Genomic DNA, 26,009 nt, shown 5'->3' on the forward strand with positions numbered 1-26,009 from the left:
AAAATCCGCTTCAACGCGGCACATCATCCTGTTTCAGGAGAGCCCAGCGGCTTCCCGAAGCAACGCGGCGCACAGTCCCTGTTGGTGGGGGCTATGCGCCGCGATTTGATCGTCAGAGCGTGCCGACGTCCTTCTCGAGCAGGCCCCAGGCTTCGGCGCCGAACTTTTCCTTCCAGCTGGCATAGAAGCCGGCCTTCGCCAGCACGTCGCGGAAGGGTGCCTTGTCGACCGTGTGGAACGTCAGGCCCGCGGCCTCGATGTCGATCCGGGCCTGTTCGTTCAGGGCCTTGATGTCGGCGCGTTCGTTGACGGCGGCGGTCGACAACTCTTCCATAATGATGGTCTGGGCTTCAGCAGGTATCGCCGACCAGCGACGGTTGTTGCAGAAGATGTGGTGTCCGTCCCAAATGTGGCCGGTCATCGAAACGTGCTTCTGCACCTCATAGAGCTTGGAGCTCTGGATGAGCGCCAGCGGATTTTCCTGGCCATCGACGATATGCGTCTGGAGGGCGGCATAAAGCTCGCCGAAGTTCAGCGGTGTCGGGGCGGCGCCCAGGGTCTGGAACAGCGTGACCCAGAGCTGGTTGCCGGGAACGCGGATCTTCATGCCTGCAAGGTCCGCTGGCGTCAGGATCGGCTTGCTGCCCGTCGTGATGTTACGGTAGCCGTTGTCGAGCATCTTCGGGAAGACGAACAGGCCGGCCTCGAAGAAAGCCTTGCGAACGAAATCGCCGAGATTGCCGTCCATGGCCTTCCAGACATGGTCGTAGGTGGGGAAGGCGAAGGCGACGGCATTGATGGCGGCAAACGGCACGATGGTCTGGTTGACGCTCGACGTGGACATCAGATCGAGGGCGCCGCCGCGGACCTGGGCAAACATGTCGGACTCGCCGCCGAGCTGGCTACCCGGATAGACCTGCAGGTCGATGGCGCCTTCCGAACGTGCGGCGATCGCTTTCGATGCTTCGACGATACGGGTGACGCCAGGGTGCGTGGGCGGGAAGGCCGTGCCGTAACGCAGCTTGACCTTGGAGGCCGCGCGCAGAATGCCGGTTGCTGCAATCAGCCCCGCAGCGGCACCCGCCGCAAATGTGCCGAACGTTCTCCGTGTGATGTTCATGATGTTCCTCCCAGGTTGATATGTGTCAATCCTCCCGCTGCAGCCTGTGCCGCGCGGTTCGGTCGTCGGGATCGGTCTGTGTCGGTGGTGGTGAGCGAGACGGGCTGACGAAGCCGTCCCTTGGATCATCCGGTATCTTGCGCCCCGCGGCCGGTTCGGAGATCACGATCTCCGTAGCGATCAAGCTCCGTGGCAATCCAGCGATGGCATTCCGTCGATGCAGTTCCCCTGCCTCCTCCATTCGCCGATCCGCGGCTATCCTCCCATCTTGTCTATGACTACCATGGTAGAATGTCAATCAGGTGCGGGGAAGGTATTTTAGAGACGTCGGGAATTCACGCTTCGATGAGATCGGCACGCTGTTCGCGCAGGCGATGCGCCGTGCGCAGGACCTCGCGCAGATGCGCCGCCATACTGTTTCCAGCAGTGACGGCATCGCCCGCTTCGATGGCATCCACGACGGCGCGATGCTGTCCGAGGAGGGTCCTGAGGTGAGATGGGTCGGGCAGGCTGAGATAGCGCACGCGGTCCATCTGCAGCTTGACGGACTGGATGACGCGCCAGCTCTTCGACAGGGATGCCTCCTCGCAGAAGCTGCGGTGGAAGGTTTCGTCGAGATCGAGAAAGAGGTCGAGCGCCTCCGCGTTGACGGCCTTTTCCTGGTCGTAGAGATTGCTTTTGATTTCGGTCAGGAAGCGCCGGGAACAGCCTGCCGCCAGGCGCTTTGTGATGGAAACCTCCAATGCTTCTCGAATGAACTGTGCTTCTTCGACGTCCCGAAGGCGAATCGGTGCGACGAAGCTGCCGCGTTGCGGGAGGATGTCGATGAGGCCTTCATCGGCCAGCCGGATCAGGGCCTCGCGCACCGGTGTGCGGCTGACGCCGAGCTGAAGGGAAAGCTCTTTTTCGCTCAGTGCCTCGGATGGCATCATGGCGAGCGTGATGATCGCGCGCCTCAGCTTCTCGTAAATCTGCGCAGCGATCGGCTGGCGAGGATTGATGGTCAGAAGAACCGACAAGGCGGGGCCCCCCATTCCGGATTCCGAGATCTCATCCGTACGTTTCACCACCATTTCGGCGATCCTTCATGTCTTTCGTTTGAACGGTAATCGCACAGTTCCGAGAGAATATCCACGCCAGACGCGTTGACAGTCTGCCATGGTAGTATATTAAATGACGCGACCCTAATGGTCGGGATGGCGAGGAGCGCATTCCGACTCGGTCGGCTGGGGAGGCTTCCGTGATTCATTTACCGTCGATTCGTGTCGCCCGATTCATGTCGTTAGGCATTTCCCTTGGCCGAGCCCGGTCGATGTCGGTCACGTCCTGTGTGGCGTGCCGGCGCGGCGCTTTGGGTTCCCGATGAGACGTGCGCAGGCGAAGTCGCGAAGCCCGAAGAGGAAAAAAGCATGAGACATATCTGGCGCTGGTTTGGTCCGATCGACAAGGTCACGGTGCAGGATGCCGCGCAGGCCGGGGCTCGCGGCATCGTCAGCGCGTTGCATCATGTGCCGACAGGCACCGCCTGGACTCTGGACGAAATTCAGAAGCGGCAGGCGGAGGTTCGCGCGGGTGGTCTGGAATGGGAACTCGTCGAGAGTATTCCGGTATCCGAGAGCATCAAGACGCAGACCGGCGACTGGAAGGCGCATATCGAAGCCTGGAAGGAAAGCCTGCGGCAGCTTGCCGAGGCGGGTATCTCGACGGTCTGCTACAATTTCATGCCGGTTCTCGACTGGACGCGGACGGATCTTCGTTGGGAAACGGACGACGGCGCCCGCGCCATGCGCTTCGACCTCGTCGATTTCGTCGCGTTCGATGTTCACGTCCTCAAGCGTCCGAGTGCTGCCGAAGACTATCCCGCAGCGCTGCTGGATGCCGCCAAGCAACGCTTCGCCGAGATGTCGCCGGACAAGATCGCTGCGATCTCGCGCAATGTCGGCGCCGGTCTGCCGGGTTCGTCCGACGGCTACAGCATCGATGAGCTCAATGTTGCCCTGACACGCTATGACGGGATCGGCGCGGAGAAGCTGCGGGCCCATCTCATCGATTTCCTCGCCGAAGTGGCCCCCGTTGCCGAAAGCCTGAATATGCGCCTGTGCGCCCATGGTGACGATCCGCCGTGGCCCCTCCTCGGCCTGCCGCGTGTGCTTTCGACCGAAGCGGATTATGTGAAGGTGCTAGAGGCGGTCGATCTGAACGCCAATGGCGTCACCTTCTGCACCGGTTCGCTCGGCGCCCGGTCCGACAACGACCTGCCGGCCATGATCAAGCGCCTGGCGCCGCGCATCCATTTCGCGCATCTGCGCAATGTGACGCGCGAAACGGACGGCTTGCCCTGCTCGTTCTTCGAGGCGCAACATCTGGGTGGCAATACGGACATGGTCGCAGTGATTGCCGCGCTGGTCTCCGAGGAGCGCCGGCGCAAGGCCGAGGGACGTGAGGACCATGTGATCTTCATGCGGCCGGATCACGGCCAGGAAATCCTCGAAGACCTGACGCGTGGTGCGCAGCCGGGCTATCCGGCCATCGGCCGCCTGAAGGGCCTCGCGGAATTGCGCGGCATCGAGCAGGCTTTGTCTCATGCGGAATATGGACTGAATTAAGCGATGACACGGCTCGATAGGACGACCCATCTCCCTGCCCATGTCGAATGCCCCGCGTTCGATCCGGCGACCTTGAAGGCCGGCATCGTTCACATCGGCATCGGCGCCTTTCATCGGGCCCATCAGGCTGTCTATACCGATCTGGCACTTGCGGCCGAGGGTGGCGACTGGGGGATCGTGGGGGCAAGCCTGCGATCCGTCGAGATCGTTGCGGATCTGAAAGCGCAGGACCATCTCTACAGTGTCGTCACCCGCGGGGCGGACGGCGATCGAGCGCGCATCGTCGGCTCGATCATCGAGGCGATCGCCGCGACGGAACAACGGGAGCATCTCCTCGACCGGCTCGCCGACAATGCCATCCGCATCGTCACGCTGACCGTAAGCGAGAAGGCCTATGGCATCGATCCGGTGTCGGGAGGGCTCGACCTTTCCCATGCCGCCATCGCGCGTGATCTTGCAAGCCCGGGCGCGCCTGTCGGCGTCATCGGGCTCCTGGTCGAGGCGCTGGCGCGCCGCATGCAGCTGGGCCGCAACCCCTTGACCGTTCTCTGCTGCGACAATCTTCCGGGCAACGGACAGGTGGTTCGTCGGCTCGTTCTGGAGATGGCGGAGCGCCGGGATGCAGCGCTGGCGCCGTGGATCGAACGGGAGATCCGCTTTCCCTCCAGCATGGTCGATCGGATCGTGCCTGCGGCAACGGATGCAACGCGGACGCTGAGCGCCTCCCTCATCGGAGCGGACGATCGTCTGGCGTTGGAAACCGAGCCGTTTACCCAATGGGTCATCGAGGACGATTTCGCAGCCGGTCGCCCCGCGTGGGAGGCGGGCGGTGCGATCTTCGTCAGGCACGTCCATGCCTATGAAACGATGAAGCTCCGGCTTCTCAACGGCTCGCACTCGCTCATCGCCTATCTCGGCCAGCGCCACGGCCTCGAATATGTCCGGGATGTCATGGCCGTTCCGGAGCATGCCGAGCGGGTTCGCGGCCATATGCATGCCGTCCTGCCGACGCTCGACGCCGTGCCGGAAATCGACCTTGCCGCCTATTGCGATCAGCTCGTCGCGCGCTTCGCCAATCCGGCCATCGCGCATCGGACGGCGCAGATCGCCATGGATGGAACGCAGAAGATGCCGCAACGCATCTTCGCGCCGGCCATGGAACGGCTGGCAGCCGGCGATGACGCCGCAGGTTTTGCCGATGTCGTGGCACTCTGGCTTGCCTATGTCGTCGCCGTCGATCGGCTGGACGATCCGCGTGCGGATGAGCTGAAGGTCGCCGCGCAGCAGGCAGTTGCCGCCGGATCCGCCGCGCCCTTCTTCGAGGTCGCCGGCCTGTTTCCACCGGCACTTCAGGAAAACACGGCCTGGCGCGCATTGGTCGATGCCCGGCTCTCGGCAATGAACGCTCTCTGAAAACACCGAGGCGCGAAGGCGCGCAGGAGACTGACGACATGGTGACGATTTCCGTTCGCGAGCCTTACAAGCTTGAAATCGACGACAGACCCGTTCCCCAGCCCGGCCCCGGTGAGGTCGCGATCCGGGTTCGTCGGGCGGGCATTTGCGGGTCCGACATGCACATCCTCCATGGCTCCAACCCCTTCGCGGTCTACCCGCGCGTCATCGGTCACGAATTTGCCGGTGTCATCGAGGCGCTGGGCGAGGGCGTGTCGTCGCTTGCCATCGGCGAGCATGTGGTCGCCGATCCGGTCATCTCCTGCGGCACCTGTTATCCCTGCCGTATCGGGCGCTCCAACGTCTGCGCCAACCTGCAGGTCATCGGTGTCCATTGCGATGGCGGCTTCCGCGCGGTGGCGATCGTCCCCGAGGCGAATGCCGTAAAGGTCTCGTCCAAGCTCAGGCTCGACGTCGCAGCGCTTGCCGAGCCGCTGGCCGTCGCTGCCAACGTTCTCTGGCGCACGGCGTGCACGAACGACGATGTCGTCCTGATCTACGGTGCGGGCACCGTCGGCATCACCGTTCTTCAGATGGCCAAGATGAAGGGTGCCCGCTGCATCATCGCCGATATCGATGCGGACCGCCTCGTGCGCGCACGGGAATTCGGTGCGGACGTGGTCATCAATTCGCGCGAGCAGTCGGTGGCCGAGGTCGTCGCACCGGAACTCGGCGGTCTCGGTCCGTCGATCGTCATCGACGGTGCCGGCATTCCGAGCCTGCTCGAAGAGGCCTGCCGGGTCGCGGCACCTGCCGGACGCATCGGGCTTCTCGGCTTTTCGCCGGGCCCCTGCAACATCAGCCAGCAGGAAATCGTCCGCAAGGAACTGACGCTGGTCGGCTCCCGCCTCAACCGTCGGTTCATTCCCGAGGTGATCGGCTGGCTGGAAGCCGGTCTGTTGCGTCCGGAAGCCATGATCACGCAGACATTCGACGCCCGTGATGCCCGCGCCGCGTTCGATCTTGTCGAAAAGCACCCCGAACAGACGCTGAAGGTTCAGCTCGTTTTCTCCTGACATGCGCGCGATGGCGGCCTTTCGAGCACAGGCGGAGGCCGCCCATCGTTAAGATTGCGTGACCTGCCCCGGAATGCCCCGCTAGTTCTCGTATTCAATCTTAGTGATCCCTTAATTTTAAACTCTGATAGTCCTTCGCATATTTGATGGAGGATTAACGATGGCTGGGCTTTTTTCATCGACGTCAGACAGGGTTTTGGAGGCGCTCGATCGATCGTCCGCTATCATCGAATTCGACATGACGGGGAAGATTCTCAAGGCGAACAAGAACTTTTGCGACCTTCTGGGCTATGCCGAAAACGAGATCGTCGGCCGGAACCATCGTATCTTCGTTGAAACGGATTATGCGGCATCCGACGATTATGCGGCCTTCTGGAAACAGCTTCGGGACGGCAATTTCGTCAGCAGCGAGTTTGCGCGGATCACGAAGACCGGCGCGGAAGTCTTCATTCGCGGCAATTACAATCCGATCAGGAACGCGACAGGCAAGGTCGTGAAGGTCATCAAGTTCGCCAATGATATCACCGAGATGAAGATCGCCAGCATCGATTCCGGTGCCAAGATCGACGCGATATCCCGTGCGCAGGCCGTGATCGAGTTCAAGCCCGACGGCACGGTCATCACCGCCAACGACAACTTCCTCAACGCCCTCGGATACGGCCTTGCGGACATCGTCGGCAAGAACCACAGCATGTTCGTCGATTCCGCCTATCGCGCGTCCAGTGCCTATGTCGACTTCTGGAAGAAGCTGAATGCCGGCGAGTTCGTCTCCGGAGAGTTCACACGCATCGGCAAGCGCGGGCAGGAGGTCTTCATTCAGGCGTCCTACAATCCTGTTTTCGATCTGAAGGGCCGGGTCATGAAGGTCGTCAAGTTCGCGACCGATGTGAGCGAGCGCGTGACGAATGTCGATCGTCTGGCGGAGAGCCTGTCGAAGCTTGCGGACGGCCATCTCGGGCAGCAGATCGAGACGCCGTTCCTGCCGAGCCTCGACAAGCTGAGGACCGATTTCAATGCAGCCTGTCGTAAGCTCGAAAGCGCGCTGAAGGCGGTGAGGTCGAATGCTGAAGCGATCGCTGCCGGTGCGGACGAGGTTCGTGTGTCGGCCGACGACCTTGCGCGGCGAACCGAACAGCAGGCGTCTTCCGTCGAGCAAACCGCGGCGGCGCTCGAGGAAATCACCACCACGGTCAAGGGATCCAGCCAGCGTGCCGAGGGCGCGGGCGTTCTCGTCGGTCGCGCCAAGGAAAGTGCGGATCATTCCGGCGATATCGTGCGCGAAGCGATCTCGGCCATGGACAAGATCGACAATTCCTCCCGCGAGATCGCCAACATTATCGGCGTCATCGACCAGATCGCGTTCCAGACCAATCTGCTGGCGCTGAATGCCGGTGTCGAGGCGGCACGGGCAGGGGATGCCGGCAAGGGCTTCGCGGTCGTCGCCCAGGAGGTTCGCGAACTCGCCCAGCGCTCTGCGGTCGCTGCCAAGGAAATCAAGTCGCTCATCACGACTTCGACTTCGCATGTCGAAGACGGTGTGTCGCTCGTCAGCAAGGCCGGCGAAGCCCTGCAGACGATCGCCGGGCATGTCCAGCAGATCAACGAGGATATCCGCGCGATCGTGGAGGCCGCCCGCGAGCAATCCACCGCCCTCGGCGAGATCAACCAGGCCATCAACACGGTCGACCAGGGCACACAGCAGAATGCGGCCATGGTCGAGGAGCAGACGGCCGCAAGCCATGGTCTCGCGGAAGAAGCGCGTGCGCTCTTCCATCTGCTGGAGCAGTTCCAGTTCGACGAACCGGTGTCGCATCGGACGGTCTCTTCCACCTCCGTTGCACGCGGCGGCCGCACCAAGGTTGCTGCCTGATCCGTCAAGGCTAGAAGGCCTTTAGAGGAACGGCCATCGTGTCCCTGTGACGCGATGGCCGAACTGTTTCCAGACCTGTATCGGTTTGACCCCAGCGGTCTTGCTACGGCTGCGGGTGGGTCGTGATCACTGCGCGTTCGAGAATAACGGAATACCTGTCATATCCGGACGGAAAATCTTGACAAATCAATACATCATGTTCGAATAAAGATGACAACTTATTGCGGAGACGGTCATCTTGCTGGTCATTCTTGCCGACGATCTCACGGGCACGCTCGATGCCGCCGCGCCCTTTGCTGCGCGGGGTTTGACGGTCGAGGTCGCCCTCGCACCGGCTGCGATCCGTGAGGCTCTGGCAGATGGGCCGGATGTTCTCTCGATCAACGTCCAGTCGCGGGAAGTCGGTGCAGAAGCCGCGCAGGCTGCGACACGTGCCGTTCTCGCCGCCTTGCCTGCAGACGTCTTGCTCTTCAAGAAGGTCGATTCGCGGCTGAAGGGGCATATTGCCGCTGAGCTCGACATGATGCTGTTTCGGGCGGCGCTGGTGGCCCCCGCGATCCCTGACTTCGGCCGTTTGGTGGAGGACGGGAAGGTCTGCGGCTTCGGCGTCGATGTGCCGATTCCGGTTGCCGAGCGCCTCGGCGCTCATGCAGGCAAGGCGCGGATACCCGATACGGCCGACATGGACGCAATGGCGGCGCACCTTGATGACGCCCTGGCTGCGGGCGTCGATCTGCTCGTCGGCGCACGCGGCCTTGCCGAAGCTTTGGCGCTGCGGATGACCGGCAATGCGCAGGCATACGCGGCCGAGGTTCCGGCGGGCCCGGGCCTGTTCGTCATCGGGTCGCGCGATCCCATCACGCTGGTGCAGATCGAGCATCTTCGCACCCGTCATGCGCCAGCTTATGTCGCCGCACCGAACGGACGCCTGTCGCCCGATGATCGTGCGGGTACCGCCCTGACACTGGTGCAGGCCGTTCCGGGCGAGGAGGAGGTGTCGTCGCTCGATGTTGCACGTCATCTCGCCTCGGGCGTCTATCCCGGCTGCGTGGACCCGTCGGCGACACTGATTCTTTCGGGGGGCGCAACGGCGGAGGCGGTGCTCGACCGCATGGGCATCCATCGGTTCCGGCTGATGGGAGAATGCATGCCCGGTCTTGGTGTTGCCTTTGCCAACGGGCATTGCATTATCGCGAAATCCGGTGGCTTCGGCGGGGCGGAAACGCTGAGCGAAATCGCCGGGCAGATGCTTCGGGACAGGGGTTGAGGAATGGGACTGGAAGCGGGAACGACACGCAAGAGCCTCGGCGACGTGGTGTTCGAGCGCATGCACCGCGCCATCAAGTCCGGGGCCTACCAGCCGGACGAGCGCCTGCCGACGGAGCATGATCTCGCAGCGGAGTTCGAAGTGTCGCGCCCGATCATCCGCGAGGCGTTGCGACGGCTGCGGGAGCAGGGGCTGATCTACTCGCGGCGCGGTGCGGGAAGCTTCGTGCGCGCGCTGGGCTTGAAGGAGCCGCTCGGTTTCGGGCAGCTCGAAAACGTTGCCGATCTTCTGAATTGTTACGAGTTCCGACTGACGCTGGAGCCGGCTGCCGCCAGTGCCGCCGCGGCGCGGCATACGGAGGCAAGCCTCACCGCTATCGCCCAAGCGCTGGAACTGATGCGGGATGCGACCAACCGGCAGTCGCATCGCGTAGACGCGGATTTCGAGTTCCATCTCGCCATCGCCCGGGCAGCACGCAATTCCTACTTCTCGACCGCCATGGAAGCCTTGAAGGAGCACATCGCCGTCGGCATGAAATTCCACGGTGCGTCCGTGAAGCGCGACAGCGCCGGGCTTGCCCGGGTGTTCGGCGAGCACGAAGCCATCGCCAAAGCCATCGCCTCGGGCGATGGTCCGCTCGCGGGACAGTTGATGCGGGAGCACCTGACGGGGTCGCGCGAGCGGCTGTTTCCCAACTGAGATATGATGCCGGCGCCTTCTGTCGGAAGACGCCGGCCGGGCCGTCAGTAGGCGGCGCGGTAGATGGCGAGGACGTCTTCGACGCTCATGTCGATGGGGTTGTTGTCCATCAGACGACGGTTGGCGTGGGCATCCGCCGCATAGACCGGCAGGTCGGCTTCGGTCGCGCCATGCGCACGCAGCGACATCTCGATGCCGAGATTGCGGCAGAAGGTGTGGGCGGAGCGCTGGAGGTCGTCCTGGGAAAGCCGTTCGCCGAGACCGAGGGCCTGGGCGACTTCGGCAGACTTCTCCGCTGCCACCGGCTGGTTGAAGGCGAGAACCTGCGGGAAGATGATGGCGTTCGCCAAGCCATGGGGCAGGCGAAGCCGCGTGCCCAGGGGGTAGGCGATGGCGTGGCCTGCCGCGGTGTTGACGGGCCCAAGGCAGATGCCGCCGTAATAGGAGGCGAGCATCATTCCCTCGCGGGCTTCCGTATCCGTGCCGTCGCGGACCGCGCGGGCGAGAAAGCGGCCGACGAGATGAAAGCCCATGCGGGCGAAGCCGTCGATCATCGGATGCGCGCGGCGGTTGGTGAAGGCCTCGACGCAATGCGCCATGGCATCCACGCCGGTCGCGGCCGTCACGGCCGGGGGTACGGAGTAGGTCAGTTCGGGATCGAGCACGGCGACATCGGCGATCAGGTGCGGGCTTTCCACCGCGATCTTGTTGCCTTTTCCGGGATCGGTGATCAGCGAGCGGATGCCGGCTTCCGATCCCGTGCCGGCGGTGGTGGCGACCTGCACGAGGCGCGTGCGACGACCGGCGACCTTGTTCGGTCCTGCCACGTCGGCCAGCGTTTGGTCGCCGTCCCAGAGGGCCGCCACCAGCTTGGCGACGTCCAGCACCGAGCCGCCGCCAAGGCCGACGATCAGGTCGGGACTGCAGCCGCGCGCGGCCTCGATCGCTGCATCGAGCGTCGTGATATCGGGCTCTCCGGGAATGGCGTCGAAGACGGTGATGCGGCCCTTCAATGCAAGGCGATCGATGAAGCCGGCGGTGATGGGCGTTGCGATGACCAGCACAGAGGTCGCGTCGGCGGCCCAGGTGCCGACGTCGCGGATGGTGCCGGCGCCGACGATGAGGCGACGCGGCTGATGAAGGGTGATGGGCGCGATGGTCATGGCGGTTATCCCTGCTCTGCGTGCGCGGCGCGGCCGGTGACGAGCTTGCGCGCATAGGCGATCGCCTCCAGCATGTTGCCATGGTTGGCAATTCCCTTGCCGGCGATATCGAAGGCCGTGCCGTGATCGACCGAGGTGCGGTCGATGGGCAGATCGACGGACACGTTGACGGCCGTGTCGAAGGCGACGAGCTTGATCGGGATATGTCCCTGATCGTGGTACTGCGCGACGATGAGGTCGAACGCGCCGGTATAGGCGCGGTGGAAGACCGTATCCGCCGAGATGGGACCGTGTGCATCGATGCCTTCGGCGCGCGCCGCCGCGACGGCGGGAGCGATCTGGTCGTCGTCCTCGGTGCCGAAGAGACCGTTCTCGCCGCAATGCGGATTGATGCCGGCAATGGCGATGCGCGGTGCGGCATAGCCGATGCGCTTCAGGTGGGCGTCGCCGGCGCGGATGGTGGCGAGCACGCGCTCGGTTGTTGCCCGCTGGATGGCTTCCTTGAGGGACACATGCGTGGAGACGTGGATGACCTTCAGCTTCTCCGACGCCAGCAGCATGTAGGCGGCCTTGGAGCCGGTGAGGCTGCGCAGCATGCCGGTGTGGCCGTCATAGTGATGGCCGGCAAGGTTCAGCGCTTCCTTGTTAATCGGTGCGGTAACGATGCAGCCAATGGTCTTGGCCTCCGCATCGCGCACGGCCTTCTCGATGAAGCGGAAGGCGGCGTCGCCGGCGACCGGGCTCAACTGCCCCCAGGCAAGCGGCGCACCTTCGATCGGCAGGTCAACGACGTAGGGCGTAAGGTCGATGTCGAGGCCCAGCGCATCGCGCGCGGCTTCGAGCGTCGGCAGGTTGCCGTAGATGCGGGTGCGGTCCCTGTCTTCCCCCGACATGTCGAGGAGGGCGCGCACGGAAATCTCCGGGCCGACGCCGCAGGGGTCGCCCATGGTGATGCCGATGATGTTGCTCATGAAAGTCTCCGTCCAGCCGCACTGTCCCAGCCGGGAGCCAGGCGGACATGTTTGATCGCGCGACGATGATAGGTGTAGGCGAGATGCAGCGTCCCGTCCGGCTCTTCGAGCAGCCAGGGATAGGACATCTCCTTATTGCGGCCGTCGATGGAATCATTCGACAGGCAGGTTCCGGGTCCCGTCTCAATGACCAGCCTTTCGGGGAAGGTCAGGCCGTCGTCTGTCGAGAGGCAGAGCGCGACCGGTGCGCGGGGCACACCCCAGACCGGCACGCAGCCGCCCGTGGGGTCGGCGTCTGGCCGGTCGTCCGCCTCGCCGAGTTCGTCATAGAGCGAGGCGCGGCGTTCCCCAGACTGGCTGGCATTGACCGGGTTGCAGATGATGGCGAGCCGGCCATCCCGCAGGCGAGTGGCGGCGATGGAAGAGTTGTTGTTCGGCACGTCGGTGGGGGCCGGCGCCGACCATGTTCGCCCGCCATCCGTGGTTTCGGTACGATAGATGACATCGGCCTGCCGGCGGCGGAAGAAGGCGGCGTAGCGGTCTTCTCCGAGGCTGACCGGCCCGAGATGGACGCAGCCGATCGAGGCCTCGATATCCTGCAGCCGCCACGTTTCGCCGCCATCTTCCGAGACGGCGATGGCCGCGGTGTCGTGACTGCCGTTCCATTTCTGGTTCGGCCGCTGGATGCAGCGGAAGATCGGCAGCAGCCAGGCGCCATCCGCCTGGACGACGATGCCGGCACGGACGAAGCAGCCGCGCGGCAGATCGAGATAGCGCCCGCCCGGCGCGGTCAGCACGAGCGGATCGCCTGCATCGCGAAACACCTCGACCATGCGGATGCGGCATTCGTCCTGGTTTCCGGAAGGCTGCGAGGTGTGGAACAGCCAGAGCTTCCCGTCCGGCGCGGCAAAGAACATGGGGTTCTGCTCGGAATGGGCCGGATCGTTGCTCAGTTGCTGCGGCGGCCCCCAGGTCGAAGCGCCTTTGGGAAGTACGCAGGCGAAGATCGAAATGTCCGACTTGCCTTCCAGCGTACCGCCGAACCAGGCGCAGACGAGCGCGCCATCCTCCAGTCGATGCAGAAAGGCGGCGTGGTTCTGAATCATCGGCGAGGGAAGCAGCGCTTCGTCCCGTCCAGGCGTCACGGGTACAAGGGCTCCGCTCATGCCGCGGGCGATTTCTTCGGGATTCATCTTGTCCTCCATGCTGGTCAGAAGTCATGGAATTTGTATAGTTGTCAAGTTTTCCAATGTCATTCCATTGAAATATCGATCCTTTCTAAAATATTATCTACATGAATTTAAATGTATTTTTGAAGAAAAATTTTTTGTGAGAAATGACATGAGAAATTAATTTGACAAAGTTGTGGTGAGGTCCGATGGTATGGTCAGCCTTGGCGAGAGGAAGCTCGGGACAACGGATCATTGCCGACCGGACGTTTCGAGCGGCAGCGCGACATCGATGCCTCGAGAGGGCCCGATCGCGTTCAACGGATGGAAGAGGGAGGAGACTATCGTGAAGAAAACACTGATTCTCGGCGCGCTGATGTTGTGCACCGCCTTGACGCCGGCATTTGCCGCGTCCGGCCCGATCAAGGTCGTGCTGGCCGAAGAGGCCGATCTGCTGGAGCCCTGCATGGCGACCCGCTCGAACATCGGGCGCGTGATCATGCAGAATGTCAGCGAGACGCTGACGGAACTCGACGTGCGCGGACAGCAGGGCGTGACGCCGCGGCTGGCCGAGAAGTGGGAGCAGAACGCCGACGGTTCGTGGCGCTTCCATCTGCGCCAGGGCGTAAAATTCTCCGACGGCACGACGTTCGATGCCAAGGACGTGAAGCACAGCTTCGACCGTATCTTCAGTGACAAGAACGCCTGCGAATCCCGCCGTTACTTCGGCGGAATGAAGATCGAGGCGAAGATCGTCGACGATCACACGGTTGATTTCAGTGCCGACCCGGTTCAGCCGATCCTGCCGCTCCTGATGTCACTCGTCACCATCGTTCCCGAGGAAACGCCGCTCGAGTTCATCCGCGAGCCCGTCGGCACCGGCCCTTACAAGCTGACCAACTGGACGCCGGGCCAGCAGATTGTGCTCACGGCCCGTGACGACTACTGGGGCGCCAAGCCCGACGTGACGGAAGCGACCTACCTCTTCCGTGCCGACCCTTCGGTTCGCGCCGCGATGGTGCAGGCCGGCGAAGCGGATCTCGCGCCGTCGATCTCGCAGCTCGAAGCGACGAATGCCGCGACCGATCTGTCCTATCTCGACAGTGAGACCGTATACCTGCGTATCGACCACAATATCGCGCCGCTCTCCGACGTGCGCGTCCGGCGTGCGCTGAACCTCGCGATCGATCGTCAGGCGTTCCTCGGCACGCTCGTGCCGGAAAGCGCGGTTCTCGCCACGGCCATCGTGCCGCCGACGACGCTCGGCTGGAACCCGGATGTGAAGCAATTCCCGTTCGATCCTGAAGGTGCCAAGAAGCTGCTCGCGGAAGCCAAGGCCGATGGCGTGCCGGTGGATACCTCCATCGAGGTCATCGCCCGTTCCGCAAACTTCCCGAACGTCACGGAAATCATGGAAGCCATCCAGGGGCAGCTTCAGGATGTCGGCTTCAAGATCGACCTGAAGTTCGTCGAAGTGGCCGAGCACGAGGGCTACTACTCCAAGCCCTTCAAGGAAGGTCGCGGACCGCAGATCGTCGCGGCGATGCATGACAACTCGAAGGGCGATCCGTCGTTCTCGATGTTCTTCAAGTACGCGACCGAAGGCACGCAGTCCGGCTTCTCCGATCCGAAGGTGGACGACCTGATCAAGCGGGCCTCGGCTGCCGTGGGTGACGAGCGCGCCAAGCTCTGGTCCGAAGTCATCGCCTACGTCCATGACGATGTGGTGGCCGACGTCCTGCTCTTCCACATGGTCGGCTTCGCCCGGGTTTCGGAGCGTCTGGCGTTCACACCGACGATCGCCACGAACTCGACGCTTCAGCTGTCCGAGATCAAGATCAAGTAATGCAGGATGGCGGGCGCTCCGGCGCCCGTCGCCAGGTTACGGCGGCGGCGGGATGATCCCGCCGCCCATGCCGCAGGAATTTCTGGCGAGGATGCCATGTTAAGCTTCATTCGAAAACGCGCCATCGCCAGCCTGATCTCCCTTGTCGGATTGATCGTGCTGGTGTTTTTTCTTTCGCGGCTGACGGGCGATCCCGCAGCGCTGTTTCTCCCCGTCGAAGCCTCGGCGGAACTGAAGCAGCAGTTCCGCGAACTGCATGGCCTCAACGATCCGCTGATGGTGCAGTTCGCGAATTACGTCGGCGATGTCGTCACCGGCGATTTCGGCGAATCCTTGCGCAAGGCGCGCCCCGCGCTCGACGTGGTTCTCGAAGCCTTCGTCTGGACGCTCTGGCTGGCCGCCATCACCATGTCGCTTGTCACGGGTGCGGCCATCCTCGTCGGTTCGCTCGCCGCTTTTCGCGCGGGTGGCTTCTTCGATCGCTTCTCCTCGATCGTTTCGCTCATCGGCGCCTCCGTGCCGGATTTCTGGCTTGCCATCGTCGCCATCGTCGTCTTTTCGGTCAATCTCGCCTGGTTGCCGACGTCGGGCACGGGCTCGATCTGGCACTGGATCCTGCCGATCTGCGTCCTTTTCGTGCGTCCCTTCGGCATCATTGTCCAGATCGTGCGCGGCTCGATGATCGGTGCGCTGTCGTCGGCCTACGTCAAGACGGCGCGGGCGAAGGGTGTGAAGTCGGGGCCGATCATCTTCATCCACGCGTTGCGCAACGCCATGCTGCCGATCATCACGGTCATCGGCGATCAGGCGGCAAGTCTGCTCAACGGTGCCGTCATCGTCGAGACGATCTTCGGTTTTCCCGGCGTCGGCAAGCTGATGATCGACAGCATCCTGCAGCGGGACTTCAACGTCGTGCTGGCGGCGATCCTCGTTACGGCGCTGGCCATCTTCCTCATGAACCTGCTGATCGACATGGCCTATGCGCTGCTCGATCCGCGCATCCGGCATTGAGGGGCACATCATGACACTCCAGACGATCGACGCGCCGCTCTCCGAAGAGCCCTCTTTCATCGTGCGCATGGGCCGCATGCTGTGTGCCGACAAGTTCGCGCTCTGTGCCGCCATCTTCCTTTTGATCATCCTGCTCCTCGCCATCATCGGCCCGCATTGGCTGGGCGATCTCGCGACCAAGCAGAACCTGCGCGGCCGCAATGCCGCCCCGTTCGACTGGGAGCGCGGCTGGGTCTGGTGGATGGGTGCCGACGCGCTCGGCCGTCCGCTGCTCGCTCGCATCGTGGTGGCGACGCAGAACACGCTGATGGTCGCGGCGGGTGCCGTTGCCATTTCCTCCATCACCGGCACGCTGCTCGGCCTCATCGCCGGCTTCTCCTCGCCGCGCGTCAACCAGATCATCATGCGGCTCGCCGACGTGATCATGTCGTTCCCGTCGCTGCTGATCGCCGTCATCGTGCTCTACGTTCTCGGCGCCTCGATCCTCAACCTCATGCTGGTGCTCGCCATCACGCGTATCCCGGTCTACCTGCGCACCACGCGGGCGGAGGTGCTGGAAATCCGTGAGCGCATGTTCGTCCAGGCAGCAAGGGTCATGGGTGCCTCCAGCAAGCGCATCCTCTTCCGCCACATCCTGCCCGTGGTGCTGCCGACGTTGACGACGCTTGCGACCCTCGATTTCGCTTATGTGATGCTCGCCGAAAGCGCGCTGTCCTTCCTCGGCATCGGCATCCAGCCGCCGGAAATCACCTGGGGCCTGATGATCGCGCAGGGTCGCCAGTACCTGCAGAATGCCTGGTGGCTGTCGTTCTGGCCGGGTCTTGCCATCATTCTCACGACCATGTCGCTGAACCTCCTGTCCAACTGGATGCGGATCGCGCTCGATCCCGTGCAGCGCTGGCGTCTTGAAATGAAGGGTCGCAAAAATGGCTGACCATCTCCTTGAGGTCCGCAACCTCTCCGTGGAATTCCACACCGCCGTCGGCGTGGTGAAGGCGGTTCGCGACATTTCCTATTACCTCGACCGCGGGGAAACGCTGGCCATTCTCGGCGAAAGCGGCTCGGGCAAGTCGGTTTCGTCCTCGGCCATCATGAACCTCATCGACATGCCGCCGGGGCGGATCAGCGGCGGGCAGATCCTGCTCGACGGCGTCGATCTCCTGACCATGCCGGCGCAGGCGCGGCGCGAGGTCAATGGCCGGCGCATCGCCATGATCTTCCAGGATCCGCTGAGCCACCTCAATCCGGTCTACACCGTGGGTTGGCAGATCCGCGAGGCGCTGACGGCACATGGGACGAATGGTGCCAAGGCACAGGCCGAAGCCCTCCGGCTGATGGGCCGCGTCGGCATTCCCGATCCGGAGCGCTCGCTCGACAAGTATCCGCACGAGTTTTCCGGCGGCCAGCGCCAGCGTGTCATGATCGCCATGGCGCTCGCGCTGCGGCCGGACCTGCTGATCGCCGACGAGCCGACGACCGCGCTCGACGTGACCGTCCAGGCGGAGGTTCTGGCGCTGCTCGAAGAGCTGCAGCAGGAAACCGGCATGGCGATCCTCATCATCACCCACGATCTCGGCGTCGTTGCCGAAGTCGCCGACCGCGTCGTCGTGATGGAGAAGGGCCAGCTGGTCGAAAGCGGTACGGTGCGCGACGTCTATCGCAATCCACAGCATCCCTATACCCGCAAGCTCATTGCTGCCGCCCCCGGCAAGGGCGAGATGCATGCGCCGCTTCCCCGGGTCGAGCCCGTGCTGCAGGTGCGCGATGCCCGCAAGACCTATGGCGCCTTCGACGCGCTGAAAGGTGTCTCGTTCGACCTCATGCCCGGTGAGACGCTGGCGGTGGTGGGCGAAAGCGGATCGGGCAAGTCGACGCTCGCGCGCATTCTCCTGCGCCTTGATGAGCCGACCAGCGGCAGTGCGCTGTGGAAGGGCAGGGACCTTTTCCAGATGGGTGCTGCCGAACTCTACAAGCTGCGGCGCGATCTGCAGATGGTCTTTCAGGACCCGACGCAATCGCTGAACCCGCGCATGACCGTCTACCAGCTGGTGTCGGAGGCGTGGGTCATTCATCCGGATATTCTGCCCAAGGCCAAGTGGCGCGCCCGCGTGGCCGAGCTGCTCGTGCAGGTCGGACTCGGGCCGGAGCATATGGGGCGCTATCCGCACCAGTTTTCCGGCGGGCAGCGGCAGCGCATCGCGATTGCGCGCGCCTTAGCGCTGGAACCGAAGCTGATCATTTGCGACGAGGCGGTCTCGGCCCTCGACGTCTCGGTGCAGGCACAGGTGATTGCGCTGCTCGACAATCTTCGCAAGACCATGGGCATCGCCTTCATCTTCATCGCGCACGACCTGCCCGTGGTGCGCGACTTCGCCGACCATGTGATGGTGATGCAGAACGGCAAGGTGGTGGAACTGGGCACCGTTCGCGAGGTCTTCGAGACCCCGCGCGAGGCCTATACGCAGGCGCTGCTCGCGGCCGGTCTCAACCCCGATCCGGACGTCCAGGCCGCCCATCGCGCCGCCCGCCTCCAGCGGGCCTGAGACCTGCGGCTGCCGCTGCACACATCAAGAATTCAGGAGAACGTCATGTCCAAGAAAGCTTTCGTCGCGCTCGTCACCTGCTTCAACGACGATGAAACGATCAACTACGCCGCCACCCGCGCGCAGGTGCGCCGGCAGGTCGCAGCCGGCAACAACATCATGTGCGCCGGTACGAATGGCGATTTCTCCGCGCTGACCTACGACGAGAAAGTGCAGCTGACGGAAGAGGTGGTGGACGAGGTTGGTGGCAAGGTCGATGTCATCGTCAATGCGGGCATGCCGGCGACCTTCGAGACGCTGAAGCTCGCCCGGGAATTCGACCGTATCGGCGTCACCGGCATCGCCGTCATCACGCCCTTCTTCATCGCCTGCACGCAGGACGGCCTGATCCGGCACTTCTCGACGGTCGCGGACGCGGTGCAGACGCCGGTCTATCTCTACGACATTCCTGCCCGCACGCAGAACCACATCGAGCCGGAAACGGCCCGGGCGCTTTCCGCGCATGGCAACATCGCCGGCATCAAGGATTCCGGCGGCGCCAAGGAGACGCTGGAGGCCTATCTCGCGGTGGGTAAGAGCGTCGAGGGCTTCGAGGTCTATTCCGGCCCGGATCATCTCGTGTTCTGGTCGCTGCAGAACGGCGCCGCGGGCTGCATCTCCGGTCTCGGCAATGCCATGCCAGACGTGCTCTCCGGCATCCTCAACGCTTTCAACAGCGGTGATATCGCCGAAGCGGAACGTCAGCAGGCGATCTACACGGCCTTCCGCACCGATCTCTATGCGCTCGGCTTCCCGCCGGCGCTGGTCAAGCGCGCGCTCTACCTCACCGACCCCTCGGTCGGCGCCAGCCGCCAGCCCGCCCTGCTGCCCGACCGCGAGCAGGACGAAAAGATCGCCGTCATCCTCAAGCGCTATGGTCTCATGGCGGCCTGATCGGCTTTCACGATTTCCCGTAGGACATCGCAAAAAGATGCCTGCTGCAACTGGACAAGCCGGGCGAAGGTCTTTATACGCCCGGTCACACCGCAGCGATGCAGTGTCGCACCGCGGATACGCAGTGTGGCACTGCAGGCATGCAGTGGGGATGGGTGATTAGCTCAGTTGGTAGAGCAGCTGACTCTTAATCAGCGGGTCGTAGGTTCGAACCCTACATCACCCACCAAAATTTCTTCATGCACATTGCTATGATGATTGACCGCGCTTCTGGCGCGGTTTTCATCGTTTCTTGTTTGCCTCTCCCACGCGCGTCGTTTTGTCGTTGGACCGTCATTTTCAGCGCGTGTTGCCGTGCTTCGAAGACCGAAGCGCCGATAGCGCAGCCTGCCTTGACCATCGACGCCTCCACCGTCTTCGCGATGCATCTCCACCCGTCTAAATCTCCTGTATTTATTTTGTCGACAGAGATTGCGTGATTTGCTAAAGCCTTCTCAACAGCGGGCGAGGGATGGGGAACATCGTTCGGTTCGCGCTTCTTTTGGAGAGATGAGATGACCGATTCCGTTTTTGCCGGCTGCATTCCCGCTTTGATGACGCCGTGCCTGCCCGATCGCACGCCGGACTTCGATGCGCTGGTGCGCAAGGGTCGCGAACTGATCGATCTCGGCATGTCGGCCGTCGTCTATTGCGGATCGATGGGCGACTGGCCGCTCCTGACGGACGAGCAGCGGCAGGAAGGTGTGCGTCGTCTGGTGGAGGCCGGCGTTCCCGTCATCGTCGGCACGGGTGCCGTCAGCACGGCCTCTGCTGCCGGTCATGCGGCACACGCCGCGAAGGTGGGTGCGAAGGGCCTGATGGTCATCCCGCGGCTTCTGTCGCGCGGCTCGTCGCTGGCTGCCCAGAAGGATCACTTCTCGGCTGTCCTAAAGGCGGCCGACGGCCTGCCCGCCGTCATCTACAACAGCCCCTATTATGGCTTTGCCACGCGCGCCGATCTCTTCTTCGCGCTGCGCGCCAGCTTTGCGAACCTCGTCGGCTTCAAGGAATTCGGCGGCAAGGCCGACATGACCTATGCGGCCGAGAACATCACCACCGGCGATGACGATCTCATCCTCATGGTCGGCGTCGACACGGGCGTCTATCACGGCTTCGTCAATTGCGGCGCCGGCGGCGCCATCACCGGCATCGGCAATGCGCTTCCGAAGGAAGTGCTGCACCTCGTCGCTCTGTGCGAAAAGGCAGCTGCCGGCGACGCCGAAGCGCGCCGCGATGCGAAGGAGCTGGAAGAAGCGCTGTGGGTGCTTTCCACCTATGACGAAGGCCCGGACCTCGTCCTGCACTACAAGTATCTGATGGTGCTGAACGGCGACGCGGAATACGAACTGCACTTCAACGAGGGCGATGCCCTCAGCGCCTCGCAGCGCCGCCACATCGAGAATCAGTACAAGCTGTTCAAGGCCTGGTACGCTTCGCGCTATCCCGCGTAAAGGCCTCGTCTGACGACATGAAAAAGCCCATGCCGCTAACCTGCGGCATGGGCTTTCGTCGTTTTAGGGCTAGAGCAAATCCAGCAAAAGTGCGAAGCGGTTTTGCGTCCGGATTTGTGTGAAAACAAAGAGATAGAGAGTTTTTGCGATTCGAAGAAGAGCAGAAATTCTCTAGCGTTTCAGCCTACCATTTCTGGTGGACGTGCGGGGCGATCAGGCTCCTGTAGATCTCGCGCGCGGCGGCCATCACGTCGTTCGAAATAGGCGCGAGATCGGCAGCGGCGGCATTGGCGCGGGCCTGTTCCGCATTGCGGGCGCCGGGGATGACGACGGTGACGGCGTCGCTCATCAGGATCCAGCGGAGGGCAAAAGCCGCCATGGTCGCGCCCTGAGGTACCAGCTTGCGCACCTCCTCGACCGCCTGCAGGCCGACCTCGAACGGCACGCCGGCAAAGGTCTCGCCGACGTCGAACGCATCGCCGTTGCGGTTGAAATTGCGGTGGTCGTCGGTGGCAAAGGTCGTGTCCGCGGTGATCTTGCCGGACAGGAGGCCGCTGGCGAGCGGCACGCGGGCGATGACGGCGATGTTCTTGCGGCGGGCTTCCTGAAAGAACAGGTGGTCCGGGCGCTGGCGGAAGAGGTTGTAGATGATCTGGATGCTGACGACGCCGGGATATTCGATCGCCTTCAGCGCTTCCTCGACCTTTTCGACCGACACGCCATAGCCGCCGATCTTGCCGGCCGCCTGAAGCTCGTCGAGACCTTCGAACACCTCTGGACGATAGAGGACCTCGGTCGGCGGGCAGTGTAGCTGCACGAGATCGAGAATATCGACGCCGAGATTGGCAAGGCTGCGGTCGATGAAGCCTTCGAGGTTCGCCTTGGTGTAGCCCTCCGTGACATGCGGGTTCAGCCGGCGGCCGGCTTTTGTGGCCACCATCGGCCGCGTGTCCCCGCGCGTCTTCAGCACATCGGCAATGATCTTCTCCGAGCGGCCATCGCCATAGACGTCGGCGGTGTCGATGAAGGTGATGCCGGCATCCAGCGCGGCGTTGAGCGCCGCGCGGCCATCGGCCTCGCTGACGTCGCCCCAGGATCCGCCGATCTGCCAGGCGCCGAAGCCGACATTGGACACGGTGAACGGCAGTCTGCCGAAGGAATGGTTTTTCATGATGATCTCCCTCGACGACGTCCGGAAAACGTGCGCTTTCCGGACGTCGTCTGTTTCTTGTTTTGTCGCATTGTCCGACGCCGAAGCGATTCCGCTTCGGCTGGAAATGCTGACGTCGAAGTCCCCTAGGCTACCCGAAATACGGTCCCTCAGAGTGCCTTCCTGTCGAAGGCTATGGCCGAAGGATATGGCCATGGCAAGCAAAGCCATGCTCGCAGTGAAGGTTCCCAAAACAAAGCCGGGCATTGCTGGAATGCCCGGCTCGATGACGCGTGAGGATGGCTGTCAGGCCGTCTGCATGGCGCCGGGACCCGGAATTGCCTTCGGCGGCACCTTGCCGAGGATGATCATGCCGAGCACTTCGTCCTTGGTGACGTCCTCGGTGCGGGCATGCCCGACGACCTGGCCGTTCTTCATGACGGAGACCCGATCGGCGAGATCGAAGACGTCGTGGATGTCGTGGCTGATCAGGAAGATGCCGATGCCTTCGCGCTTCAGCTGCCGGATCAGATCGCCGACCTGCGCCGTTTCCTGCGGCCCGAGTGCGGCCGTCGGCTCGTCCATGATGAGGATGCGTGCGTCGAACAGGATCGCACGGGCGATCGCCACGGACTGCCGCTGCCCGCCCGAGAGCGCCTTCACCGGCTCCTTGAAACGGCGGAAGTTGGGGTTGAGCCGCCCCATCACTTCGCGGGCCTTGGCTTCCATCGCCACGTCGTCCAGCGTGCCCCACGGGGTGCGCAGTTCGCGCCCGAGATAGAGGTTGGCCGCCGCGTCCACATTATCGGCGACGGCCAGCGTCTGGTAGATCGTTTCGATACCGTATTTCTTGGCGTCGCGCGGATTGGAGATCTCGGCCGGCTGGCCATTGATCAGGATCTCGCCGGCATCGCGCTTGTAGGCGCCCGAGAGGATCTTGATCAGTGTCGATTTGCCGGCACCGTTATGGCCGAGAAGCGCCACCACCTCGCCGGGGTAGAGATCGATCGAGGCGTTGTCGACCGCATGGATGCCGCCGAACGAGATCGAGACGTTCTTCATCTCGACCAGCGGCGTGCCGGATGGGATGGCTGTGGTGCTACCGCTGGCGGCTGTTGCAGGGATGCCTTGGGGTGTTGTCGGGGTCATGATCGGCCTCCTTACTTGGCGCGCGCGCGATAGACGGTGTCGAGCCAGACGGCGACGACCAGCACGAAGCCGACGACGATGCGCTGGAGCGGGCTGTCGATGCCGAGAAGCACCATCCCCGACTGCAGGGACTGCATGACGAAGGCTCCGAGCATGGCGCCGGCAATGGTGCCGACACCGCCGGCCAGCGACGTCCCGCCGATGACCGCGGCTGCGATCGTATAGAGCTCGTCGAGCTCGCCCTGCGCATTGGTGGCTGCGTTGAGGCGGGCGGTGGAGATTGCGGCGGCGATGGCGCAGAGAATGCCCATCAGCGCGAAGATACGCACCGTGACCCAGCGGGTCTTGATGCCGGCAAGTTCCGCCGCCTCCTGGTTTCCGCCGATGGCGAAGACATAACGGCCGAAGCGCAGGCGGGTGGAGATGAAGGTCATCACGATGCCGACGGCAATGGCGATGAGCACGGGAACGGCGATGCCGTGGGAGATCTTCAGCCCGCCCTCGGGCACGGGAATGGCGTTGGCCTCGGCATAGCGAAGGGCGATGTTGACGGGCCAGTAATAGTTGTTGGCAACGAGCACGGCCCCGATGACGACGGCGCAGGAGAGGGTGGCCAGCACATATTCCGCCCAGACCGGCCGGCGCGGAAAGCCGAAGCGCTTGCGCTGCTTGCGGGCGTTGAGAATGGCCCCGACGATGGCGAGGCAGGCGATGAGCCCGACGACCCAGCTGGCGGTGGCGCCGATGGAGCCTTCTGTGCCGCCGCCCATGAGGCGGAAGGTGGCATTCATCGGGGCAACCGTCTGCCCTGACGTGACGAACCACGTGGCGCCGCGCCAGACGAGCAGGCCACCGAGCGTGACGATGAAGGAGGGTACGCCGAGAAAGGCGATGATGACGCCGTGGAGCGCGCCGATGAGGCCGCCGACGACGACGCCGCAGGCGAGCGTGACGATCCAGATGAGCGAACTGTCGAGGCCGAGATATTGCGGCAGGATCTGCGCCTGCATGACGCCCATCACCATCCCGCAGAAGCCGAGCACGGAGCCGACGGAGAGGTCGATGTTGCGCGTGACGATGATCAGCACCATGCCGGTCGCCATGACCGCGACGGACGAGGTCTGCACGGTGAGGTTCCAGAGGTTGCGCGGGGTCAGGAACAGGCCACCCGTCAACATGTGGAAGCCGATCCAGATGACCAGCAGCGCGCCGATCATGCCGAGCAGGCGCGTGTCGATCTCGGTGGCGCGAAAGAAGCGCCGGACCGGATTTTCGGTCGTCGCCCGTGCCGGGTTGAATGGTATCGTATTGGTGGTTTCGGCCATGGCCTCGTCGTTCTCCCTCATGAACCGGGCAATGAACCGGGCAGGCGTGCCGTGTTTCCACGACCGTGCGCGATCCTCCGCCTGTGCAGATCCCTCATCCGCTCAGATCGGGGGCGGACGCGGCATGCTCGATGCCCCGTCCGCCCCGTTTCACATTGGCTTGCCGATCCGTTTCAGGCCGATCAGTTGCAGGCGGCGACCGAGCCGGCCTTCACGCCCTGGCAGGCTTCTTCCTTGCTGATCCACTTGGCGTCGATCACGGCGTTCAGATTGTCCTTGGTGATCGGCATGGGGGAGAGGAAGACGGACTTCATGGCCACCTTCTTCGGGCCGCCTTCAAAGGTCTGGACGTCGGTGATAGCGTCCATCTTCTTGCCGTTGGCGAGATCGACCGCGATTTCCGCGGCGCGCTTGCCGAGAACGCGGCTGTCCTTCCAGACGGAAACGGTCTGGGTGCCGAGCGCGACGCGGTTGAGTGCCGCCTTGTCGGCATCCTGGCCGGAGACGGGAACGGAGCCTGCGAGCCCCTGCGCGTCCAGCGCTGCGATCGCGCCGCCGGCGGTGCCGTCATTGGAGGCGACCACGGCATCGACCTTGTTGTCGGCGGCGGTCAGGAACTGCTCCATGTTCTTCTGGGCCAGTTCCGGCTTCCAGCCGTCGGTGTAGGCTTCGCCGACATTCTTGATCTTGCCGGCGTCCATGGCTTCCTTCAGCACTTCGACCTGGCCGGAGAACAGGAAGTCCGCATTCGGATCGGCCGAGGAACCCTTGATGAAGACGTAGTTGCCTTCGGGCTTTGCCTTCAACACTTCGCGGGCCTGCATACGGCCGACTTCCTTGTTGTCGAAGGTGATGTAGAAGGCGGCGGGGTTTTCAATCAGGCGGTCGTAGCCGACGACCGGAATGCCTTCGGCGGCAGCCTTCTCGATGGCCGGGCCGATCGCATCGCTGTCCTGCGCCAGCACGATCAGCGCGTTGGCGCCCTGCGAGATCAGCGACTCCACATCGGTCAGCTGCTTGGCGGCGGACGACTGGGCGTCGGCCGAGATGTACTTATCGCCGGATGCTTCGAGTGCCGCCTTGATGGCAGCCTCGTCGGTCTTCCAGCGCTCTTCCTGGAAGTTCGACCAGGATACGCCGACGACGAGGTCCTTGGCCTGCACGGCGGAGTGCAGGGATACGATGACGGCAACGCCGGCCATGAGTTTCAGAACGGATTTCATCAAAAC

Annotated in this window: 22 protein-coding genes and 1 tRNA gene; 13 read left to right on the forward strand and 10 right to left on the reverse strand. The window is 63.3% G+C overall.

Going from position 1 to position 26,009, the window contains the following annotated elements; genetic code table 11:
• Nucleotides 1–112: 112 nt before the first annotated feature.
• Together G8E10_RS12845 and G8E10_RS12850 are read right to left on the reverse strand one after the other, a co-directional pair.
• Complete coding sequence (locus G8E10_RS12845; protein WP_167129398.1) at nucleotides 113–1,120, reverse strand: TRAP transporter substrate-binding protein; 1,008 nt, start codon at nucleotides 1,118–1,120, stop codon at nucleotides 113–115.
• A gap of 335 nt (nucleotides 1,121–1,455) precedes the next feature.
• Nucleotides 1,456–2,193: a GntR family transcriptional regulator gene (locus G8E10_RS12850; RefSeq protein ID WP_281517547.1), complete on the reverse strand. Its 738-nt coding sequence runs from the start codon at nucleotides 2,191–2,193 to the stop codon at nucleotides 1,456–1,458.
• 336 nt (nucleotides 2,194–2,529) lie between these two features.
• On the opposite strand from G8E10_RS12850, the gene uxuA reads away from it, so the two are divergent.
• The 6 genes from uxuA (at nucleotide 2,530) to G8E10_RS12880 (ending at nucleotide 10,030) form a co-directional block, all read left to right on the forward strand.
• Complete coding sequence (uxuA, locus tag G8E10_RS12855) at nucleotides 2,530–3,726, forward strand: mannonate dehydratase (RefSeq protein ID WP_167129402.1); 1,197 nt, start codon at nucleotides 2,530–2,532, stop codon at nucleotides 3,724–3,726.
• A gap of 3 nt (nucleotides 3,727–3,729) precedes the next feature.
• On the forward strand, nucleotides 3,730–5,139 hold the full coding sequence (locus tag G8E10_RS12860; RefSeq protein ID WP_167129404.1) for a mannitol dehydrogenase family protein: 1,410 nt from the start codon (nucleotides 3,730–3,732) through the stop codon (nucleotides 5,137–5,139).
• Nucleotides 5,140–5,177: 38 nt separating this feature from the next.
• Nucleotides 5,178–6,194 carry a Zn-dependent oxidoreductase gene (locus tag G8E10_RS12865; protein WP_167129407.1) on the forward strand — a complete coding sequence of 339 codons (1,017 nt, stop codon included), beginning with the start codon at nucleotides 5,178–5,180 and terminating at the stop codon, nucleotides 6,192–6,194.
• Between the two features lie 160 nt (nucleotides 6,195–6,354).
• Nucleotides 6,355–8,064, forward strand: coding sequence for a methyl-accepting chemotaxis protein (locus G8E10_RS12870; RefSeq protein ID WP_167129411.1), 1,710 nt, complete (start codon nucleotides 6,355–6,357; stop codon nucleotides 8,062–8,064).
• A gap of 238 nt (nucleotides 8,065–8,302) precedes the next feature.
• The gene (locus G8E10_RS12875) at nucleotides 8,303–9,331 is read left to right on the forward strand and encodes a four-carbon acid sugar kinase family protein (RefSeq protein ID WP_167129415.1); all 1,029 of its coding nucleotides are present in this window, start codon (nucleotides 8,303–8,305) and stop codon (nucleotides 9,329–9,331) included.
• Nucleotides 9,332–9,334: 3 nt separating this feature from the next.
• On the forward strand, nucleotides 9,335–10,030 hold the full coding sequence (locus G8E10_RS12880; RefSeq protein ID WP_110728132.1) for a FadR/GntR family transcriptional regulator: 696 nt from the start codon (nucleotides 9,335–9,337) through the stop codon (nucleotides 10,028–10,030).
• A gap of 44 nt (nucleotides 10,031–10,074) precedes the next feature.
• On the opposite strand, the gene G8E10_RS12885 is transcribed toward G8E10_RS12880, so the two are convergent.
• The 3 genes from G8E10_RS12885 to G8E10_RS12895 are packed head-to-tail and all read right to left on the reverse strand — an operon-like array spanning nucleotide 10,075 to nucleotide 13,357.
• Entirely contained in the window at nucleotides 10,075–11,193 is a 1,119-nt protein-coding gene (locus G8E10_RS12885; RefSeq protein ID WP_110799144.1) for an iron-containing alcohol dehydrogenase, read from the reverse strand.
• Between the two features lie 5 nt (nucleotides 11,194–11,198).
• Complete coding sequence (gene pdxA / locus G8E10_RS12890) at nucleotides 11,199–12,164, reverse strand: 4-hydroxythreonine-4-phosphate dehydrogenase PdxA (protein ID WP_132710323.1); 966 nt, start codon at nucleotides 12,162–12,164, stop codon at nucleotides 11,199–11,201.
• The gene (locus G8E10_RS12895) at nucleotides 12,161–13,357 is read right to left on the reverse strand and encodes a sialidase family protein (RefSeq protein WP_167129419.1); all 1,197 of its coding nucleotides are present in this window, start codon (nucleotides 13,355–13,357) and stop codon (nucleotides 12,161–12,163) included. Before G8E10_RS12895 ends, pdxA begins: the two co-directional genes overlap by 4 nt.
• 322 nt (nucleotides 13,358–13,679) lie before the next feature.
• Here G8E10_RS12895 and G8E10_RS12900 point away from each other — a divergent pair, with 322 nt between their 5' ends.
• The 6 genes from G8E10_RS12900 to G8E10_RS12925 all read left to right on the forward strand — a co-directional run bounded on the left by G8E10_RS12900 (nucleotide 13,680) and on the right by G8E10_RS12925 (nucleotide 19,895).
• Nucleotides 13,680–15,179 carry an ABC transporter substrate-binding protein gene (locus G8E10_RS12900; protein WP_110799142.1) on the forward strand — a complete coding sequence of 500 codons (1,500 nt, stop codon included), beginning with the start codon at nucleotides 13,680–13,682 and terminating at the stop codon, nucleotides 15,177–15,179.
• Between the two features lie 96 nt (nucleotides 15,180–15,275).
• Complete coding sequence (locus G8E10_RS12905) at nucleotides 15,276–16,190, forward strand: ABC transporter permease (protein WP_110799141.1); 915 nt, start codon at nucleotides 15,276–15,278, stop codon at nucleotides 16,188–16,190.
• A gap of 10 nt (nucleotides 16,191–16,200) precedes the next feature.
• Nucleotides 16,201–17,124 carry an ABC transporter permease gene (locus G8E10_RS12910; RefSeq protein ID WP_167129421.1) on the forward strand — a complete coding sequence of 308 codons (924 nt, stop codon included), beginning with the start codon at nucleotides 16,201–16,203 and terminating at the stop codon, nucleotides 17,122–17,124.
• Entirely contained in the window at nucleotides 17,117–18,733 is a 1,617-nt protein-coding gene (locus tag G8E10_RS12915) for an ABC transporter ATP-binding protein (RefSeq protein WP_132663047.1), read from the forward strand. Before G8E10_RS12910 ends, G8E10_RS12915 begins: the two co-directional genes overlap by 8 nt.
• 45 nt (nucleotides 18,734–18,778) lie before the next feature.
• Nucleotides 18,779–19,666, forward strand: a complete 888-nt coding sequence (locus G8E10_RS12920; protein ID WP_167129423.1) for a dihydrodipicolinate synthase family protein — start codon at nucleotides 18,779–18,781, stop codon at nucleotides 19,664–19,666.
• Nucleotides 19,667–19,819: 153 nt separating this feature from the next.
• Nucleotides 19,820–19,895: transfer RNA gene (locus tag G8E10_RS12925), tRNA-Lys, on the forward strand.
• Here the strand turns inward: G8E10_RS12925 and G8E10_RS12930 are convergent.
• The gene (locus G8E10_RS12930; RefSeq protein ID WP_167129428.1) at nucleotides 19,881–20,066 is read right to left on the reverse strand and encodes a hypothetical protein; all 186 of its coding nucleotides are present in this window, start codon (nucleotides 20,064–20,066) and stop codon (nucleotides 19,881–19,883) included. The two genes, G8E10_RS12925 and G8E10_RS12930, sit on opposite strands and share 15 nt — an antisense overlap.
• Before the next feature lie 154 nt (nucleotides 20,067–20,220).
• On the opposite strand from G8E10_RS12930, the gene G8E10_RS12935 reads away from it, so the two are divergent.
• The gene (locus G8E10_RS12935; protein ID WP_132663050.1) at nucleotides 20,221–21,156 is read left to right on the forward strand and encodes a dihydrodipicolinate synthase family protein; all 936 of its coding nucleotides are present in this window, start codon (nucleotides 20,221–20,223) and stop codon (nucleotides 21,154–21,156) included.
• Nucleotides 21,157–21,340: 184 nt separating this feature from the next.
• On the opposite strand, the gene G8E10_RS12940 is transcribed toward G8E10_RS12935, so the two are convergent.
• The 4 genes from G8E10_RS12940 to xylF form a co-directional block, all read right to left on the reverse strand.
• Entirely contained in the window at nucleotides 21,341–22,327 is a 987-nt protein-coding gene (locus tag G8E10_RS12940; RefSeq protein WP_167129432.1) for an aldo/keto reductase, read from the reverse strand.
• A gap of 285 nt (nucleotides 22,328–22,612) precedes the next feature.
• The gene (locus tag G8E10_RS12945) at nucleotides 22,613–23,368 is read right to left on the reverse strand and encodes an ATP-binding cassette domain-containing protein (protein ID WP_132664425.1); all 756 of its coding nucleotides are present in this window, start codon (nucleotides 23,366–23,368) and stop codon (nucleotides 22,613–22,615) included.
• A 98-nt stretch (nucleotides 23,369–23,466) separates the two neighbouring features.
• Complete coding sequence (locus G8E10_RS12950) at nucleotides 23,467–24,780, reverse strand: sugar ABC transporter permease (protein WP_110799467.1); 1,314 nt, start codon at nucleotides 24,778–24,780, stop codon at nucleotides 23,467–23,469.
• A 182-nt stretch (nucleotides 24,781–24,962) separates the two neighbouring features.
• Nucleotides 24,963–26,003, reverse strand: a complete 1,041-nt coding sequence (gene xylF / locus G8E10_RS12955; RefSeq protein WP_110728122.1) for a D-xylose ABC transporter substrate-binding protein — start codon at nucleotides 26,001–26,003, stop codon at nucleotides 24,963–24,965.
• Between the last annotated feature and the right edge of the window lie 6 nt (nucleotides 26,004–26,009).

This window comes from Ferranicluibacter rubi (assembly GCF_011603255.1).
Lineage (GTDB): Bacteria > Pseudomonadota > Alphaproteobacteria > Rhizobiales > Rhizobiaceae > Ferranicluibacter > Ferranicluibacter rubi.

Excerpts from the sequence above, each read along its gene's own strand:
- G8E10_RS12905 (WP_110799141.1), top strand. The coding sequence starts at position 15,276 with ATGTTAAGCTTCATTCGAAAACGCGCCATCGCCAGCCTGATCTCCCTT.
- G8E10_RS12850 (WP_281517547.1), bottom strand. The coding sequence starts at position 2,193 with ATGGTGGTGAAACGTACGGATGAGATCTCGGAATCCGGAATGGGGGGC.
- G8E10_RS12865 (WP_167129407.1), top strand. The coding sequence starts at position 5,178 with ATGGTGACGATTTCCGTTCGCGAGCCTTACAAGCTTGAAATCGACGAC.
- uxuA (WP_167129402.1), top strand. The coding sequence starts at position 2,530 with ATGAGACATATCTGGCGCTGGTTTGGTCCGATCGACAAGGTCACGGTG.
- G8E10_RS12915 (WP_132663047.1), top strand. The coding sequence starts at position 17,117 with ATGGCTGACCATCTCCTTGAGGTCCGCAACCTCTCCGTGGAATTCCAC.
- G8E10_RS12930 (WP_167129428.1), bottom strand. The coding sequence starts at position 20,066 with ATGGTCAAGGCAGGCTGCGCTATCGGCGCTTCGGTCTTCGAAGCACGG.
- G8E10_RS12945 (WP_132664425.1), bottom strand. The coding sequence starts at position 23,368 with ATGAAGAACGTCTCGATCTCGTTCGGCGGCATCCATGCGGTCGACAAC.
- G8E10_RS12910 (WP_167129421.1), top strand. The coding sequence starts at position 16,201 with ATGACACTCCAGACGATCGACGCGCCGCTCTCCGAAGAGCCCTCTTTC.
- xylF (WP_110728122.1), bottom strand. The coding sequence starts at position 26,003 with ATGAAATCCGTTCTGAAACTCATGGCCGGCGTTGCCGTCATCGTATCC.
- G8E10_RS12870 (WP_167129411.1), top strand. The coding sequence starts at position 6,355 with ATGGCTGGGCTTTTTTCATCGACGTCAGACAGGGTTTTGGAGGCGCTC.
- G8E10_RS12920 (WP_167129423.1), top strand. The coding sequence starts at position 18,779 with ATGTCCAAGAAAGCTTTCGTCGCGCTCGTCACCTGCTTCAACGACGAT.
- G8E10_RS12895 (WP_167129419.1), bottom strand. The coding sequence starts at position 13,357 with ATGAATCCCGAAGAAATCGCCCGCGGCATGAGCGGAGCCCTTGTACCC.
- G8E10_RS12940 (WP_167129432.1), bottom strand. The coding sequence starts at position 22,327 with ATGAAAAACCATTCCTTCGGCAGACTGCCGTTCACCGTGTCCAATGTC.
- G8E10_RS12885 (WP_110799144.1), bottom strand. The coding sequence starts at position 11,193 with ATGACCATCGCGCCCATCACCCTTCATCAGCCGCGTCGCCTCATCGTC.
- pdxA (WP_132710323.1), bottom strand. The coding sequence starts at position 12,164 with ATGAGCAACATCATCGGCATCACCATGGGCGACCCCTGCGGCGTCGGC.
- G8E10_RS12845 (WP_167129398.1), bottom strand. The coding sequence starts at position 1,120 with ATGAACATCACACGGAGAACGTTCGGCACATTTGCGGCGGGTGCCGCT.
- G8E10_RS12880 (WP_110728132.1), top strand. The coding sequence starts at position 9,335 with ATGGGACTGGAAGCGGGAACGACACGCAAGAGCCTCGGCGACGTGGTG.
- G8E10_RS12935 (WP_132663050.1), top strand. The coding sequence starts at position 20,221 with ATGACCGATTCCGTTTTTGCCGGCTGCATTCCCGCTTTGATGACGCCG.
- G8E10_RS12860 (WP_167129404.1), top strand. The coding sequence starts at position 3,730 with ATGACACGGCTCGATAGGACGACCCATCTCCCTGCCCATGTCGAATGC.
- G8E10_RS12950 (WP_110799467.1), bottom strand. The coding sequence starts at position 24,780 with ATGGCCGAAACCACCAATACGATACCATTCAACCCGGCACGGGCGACG.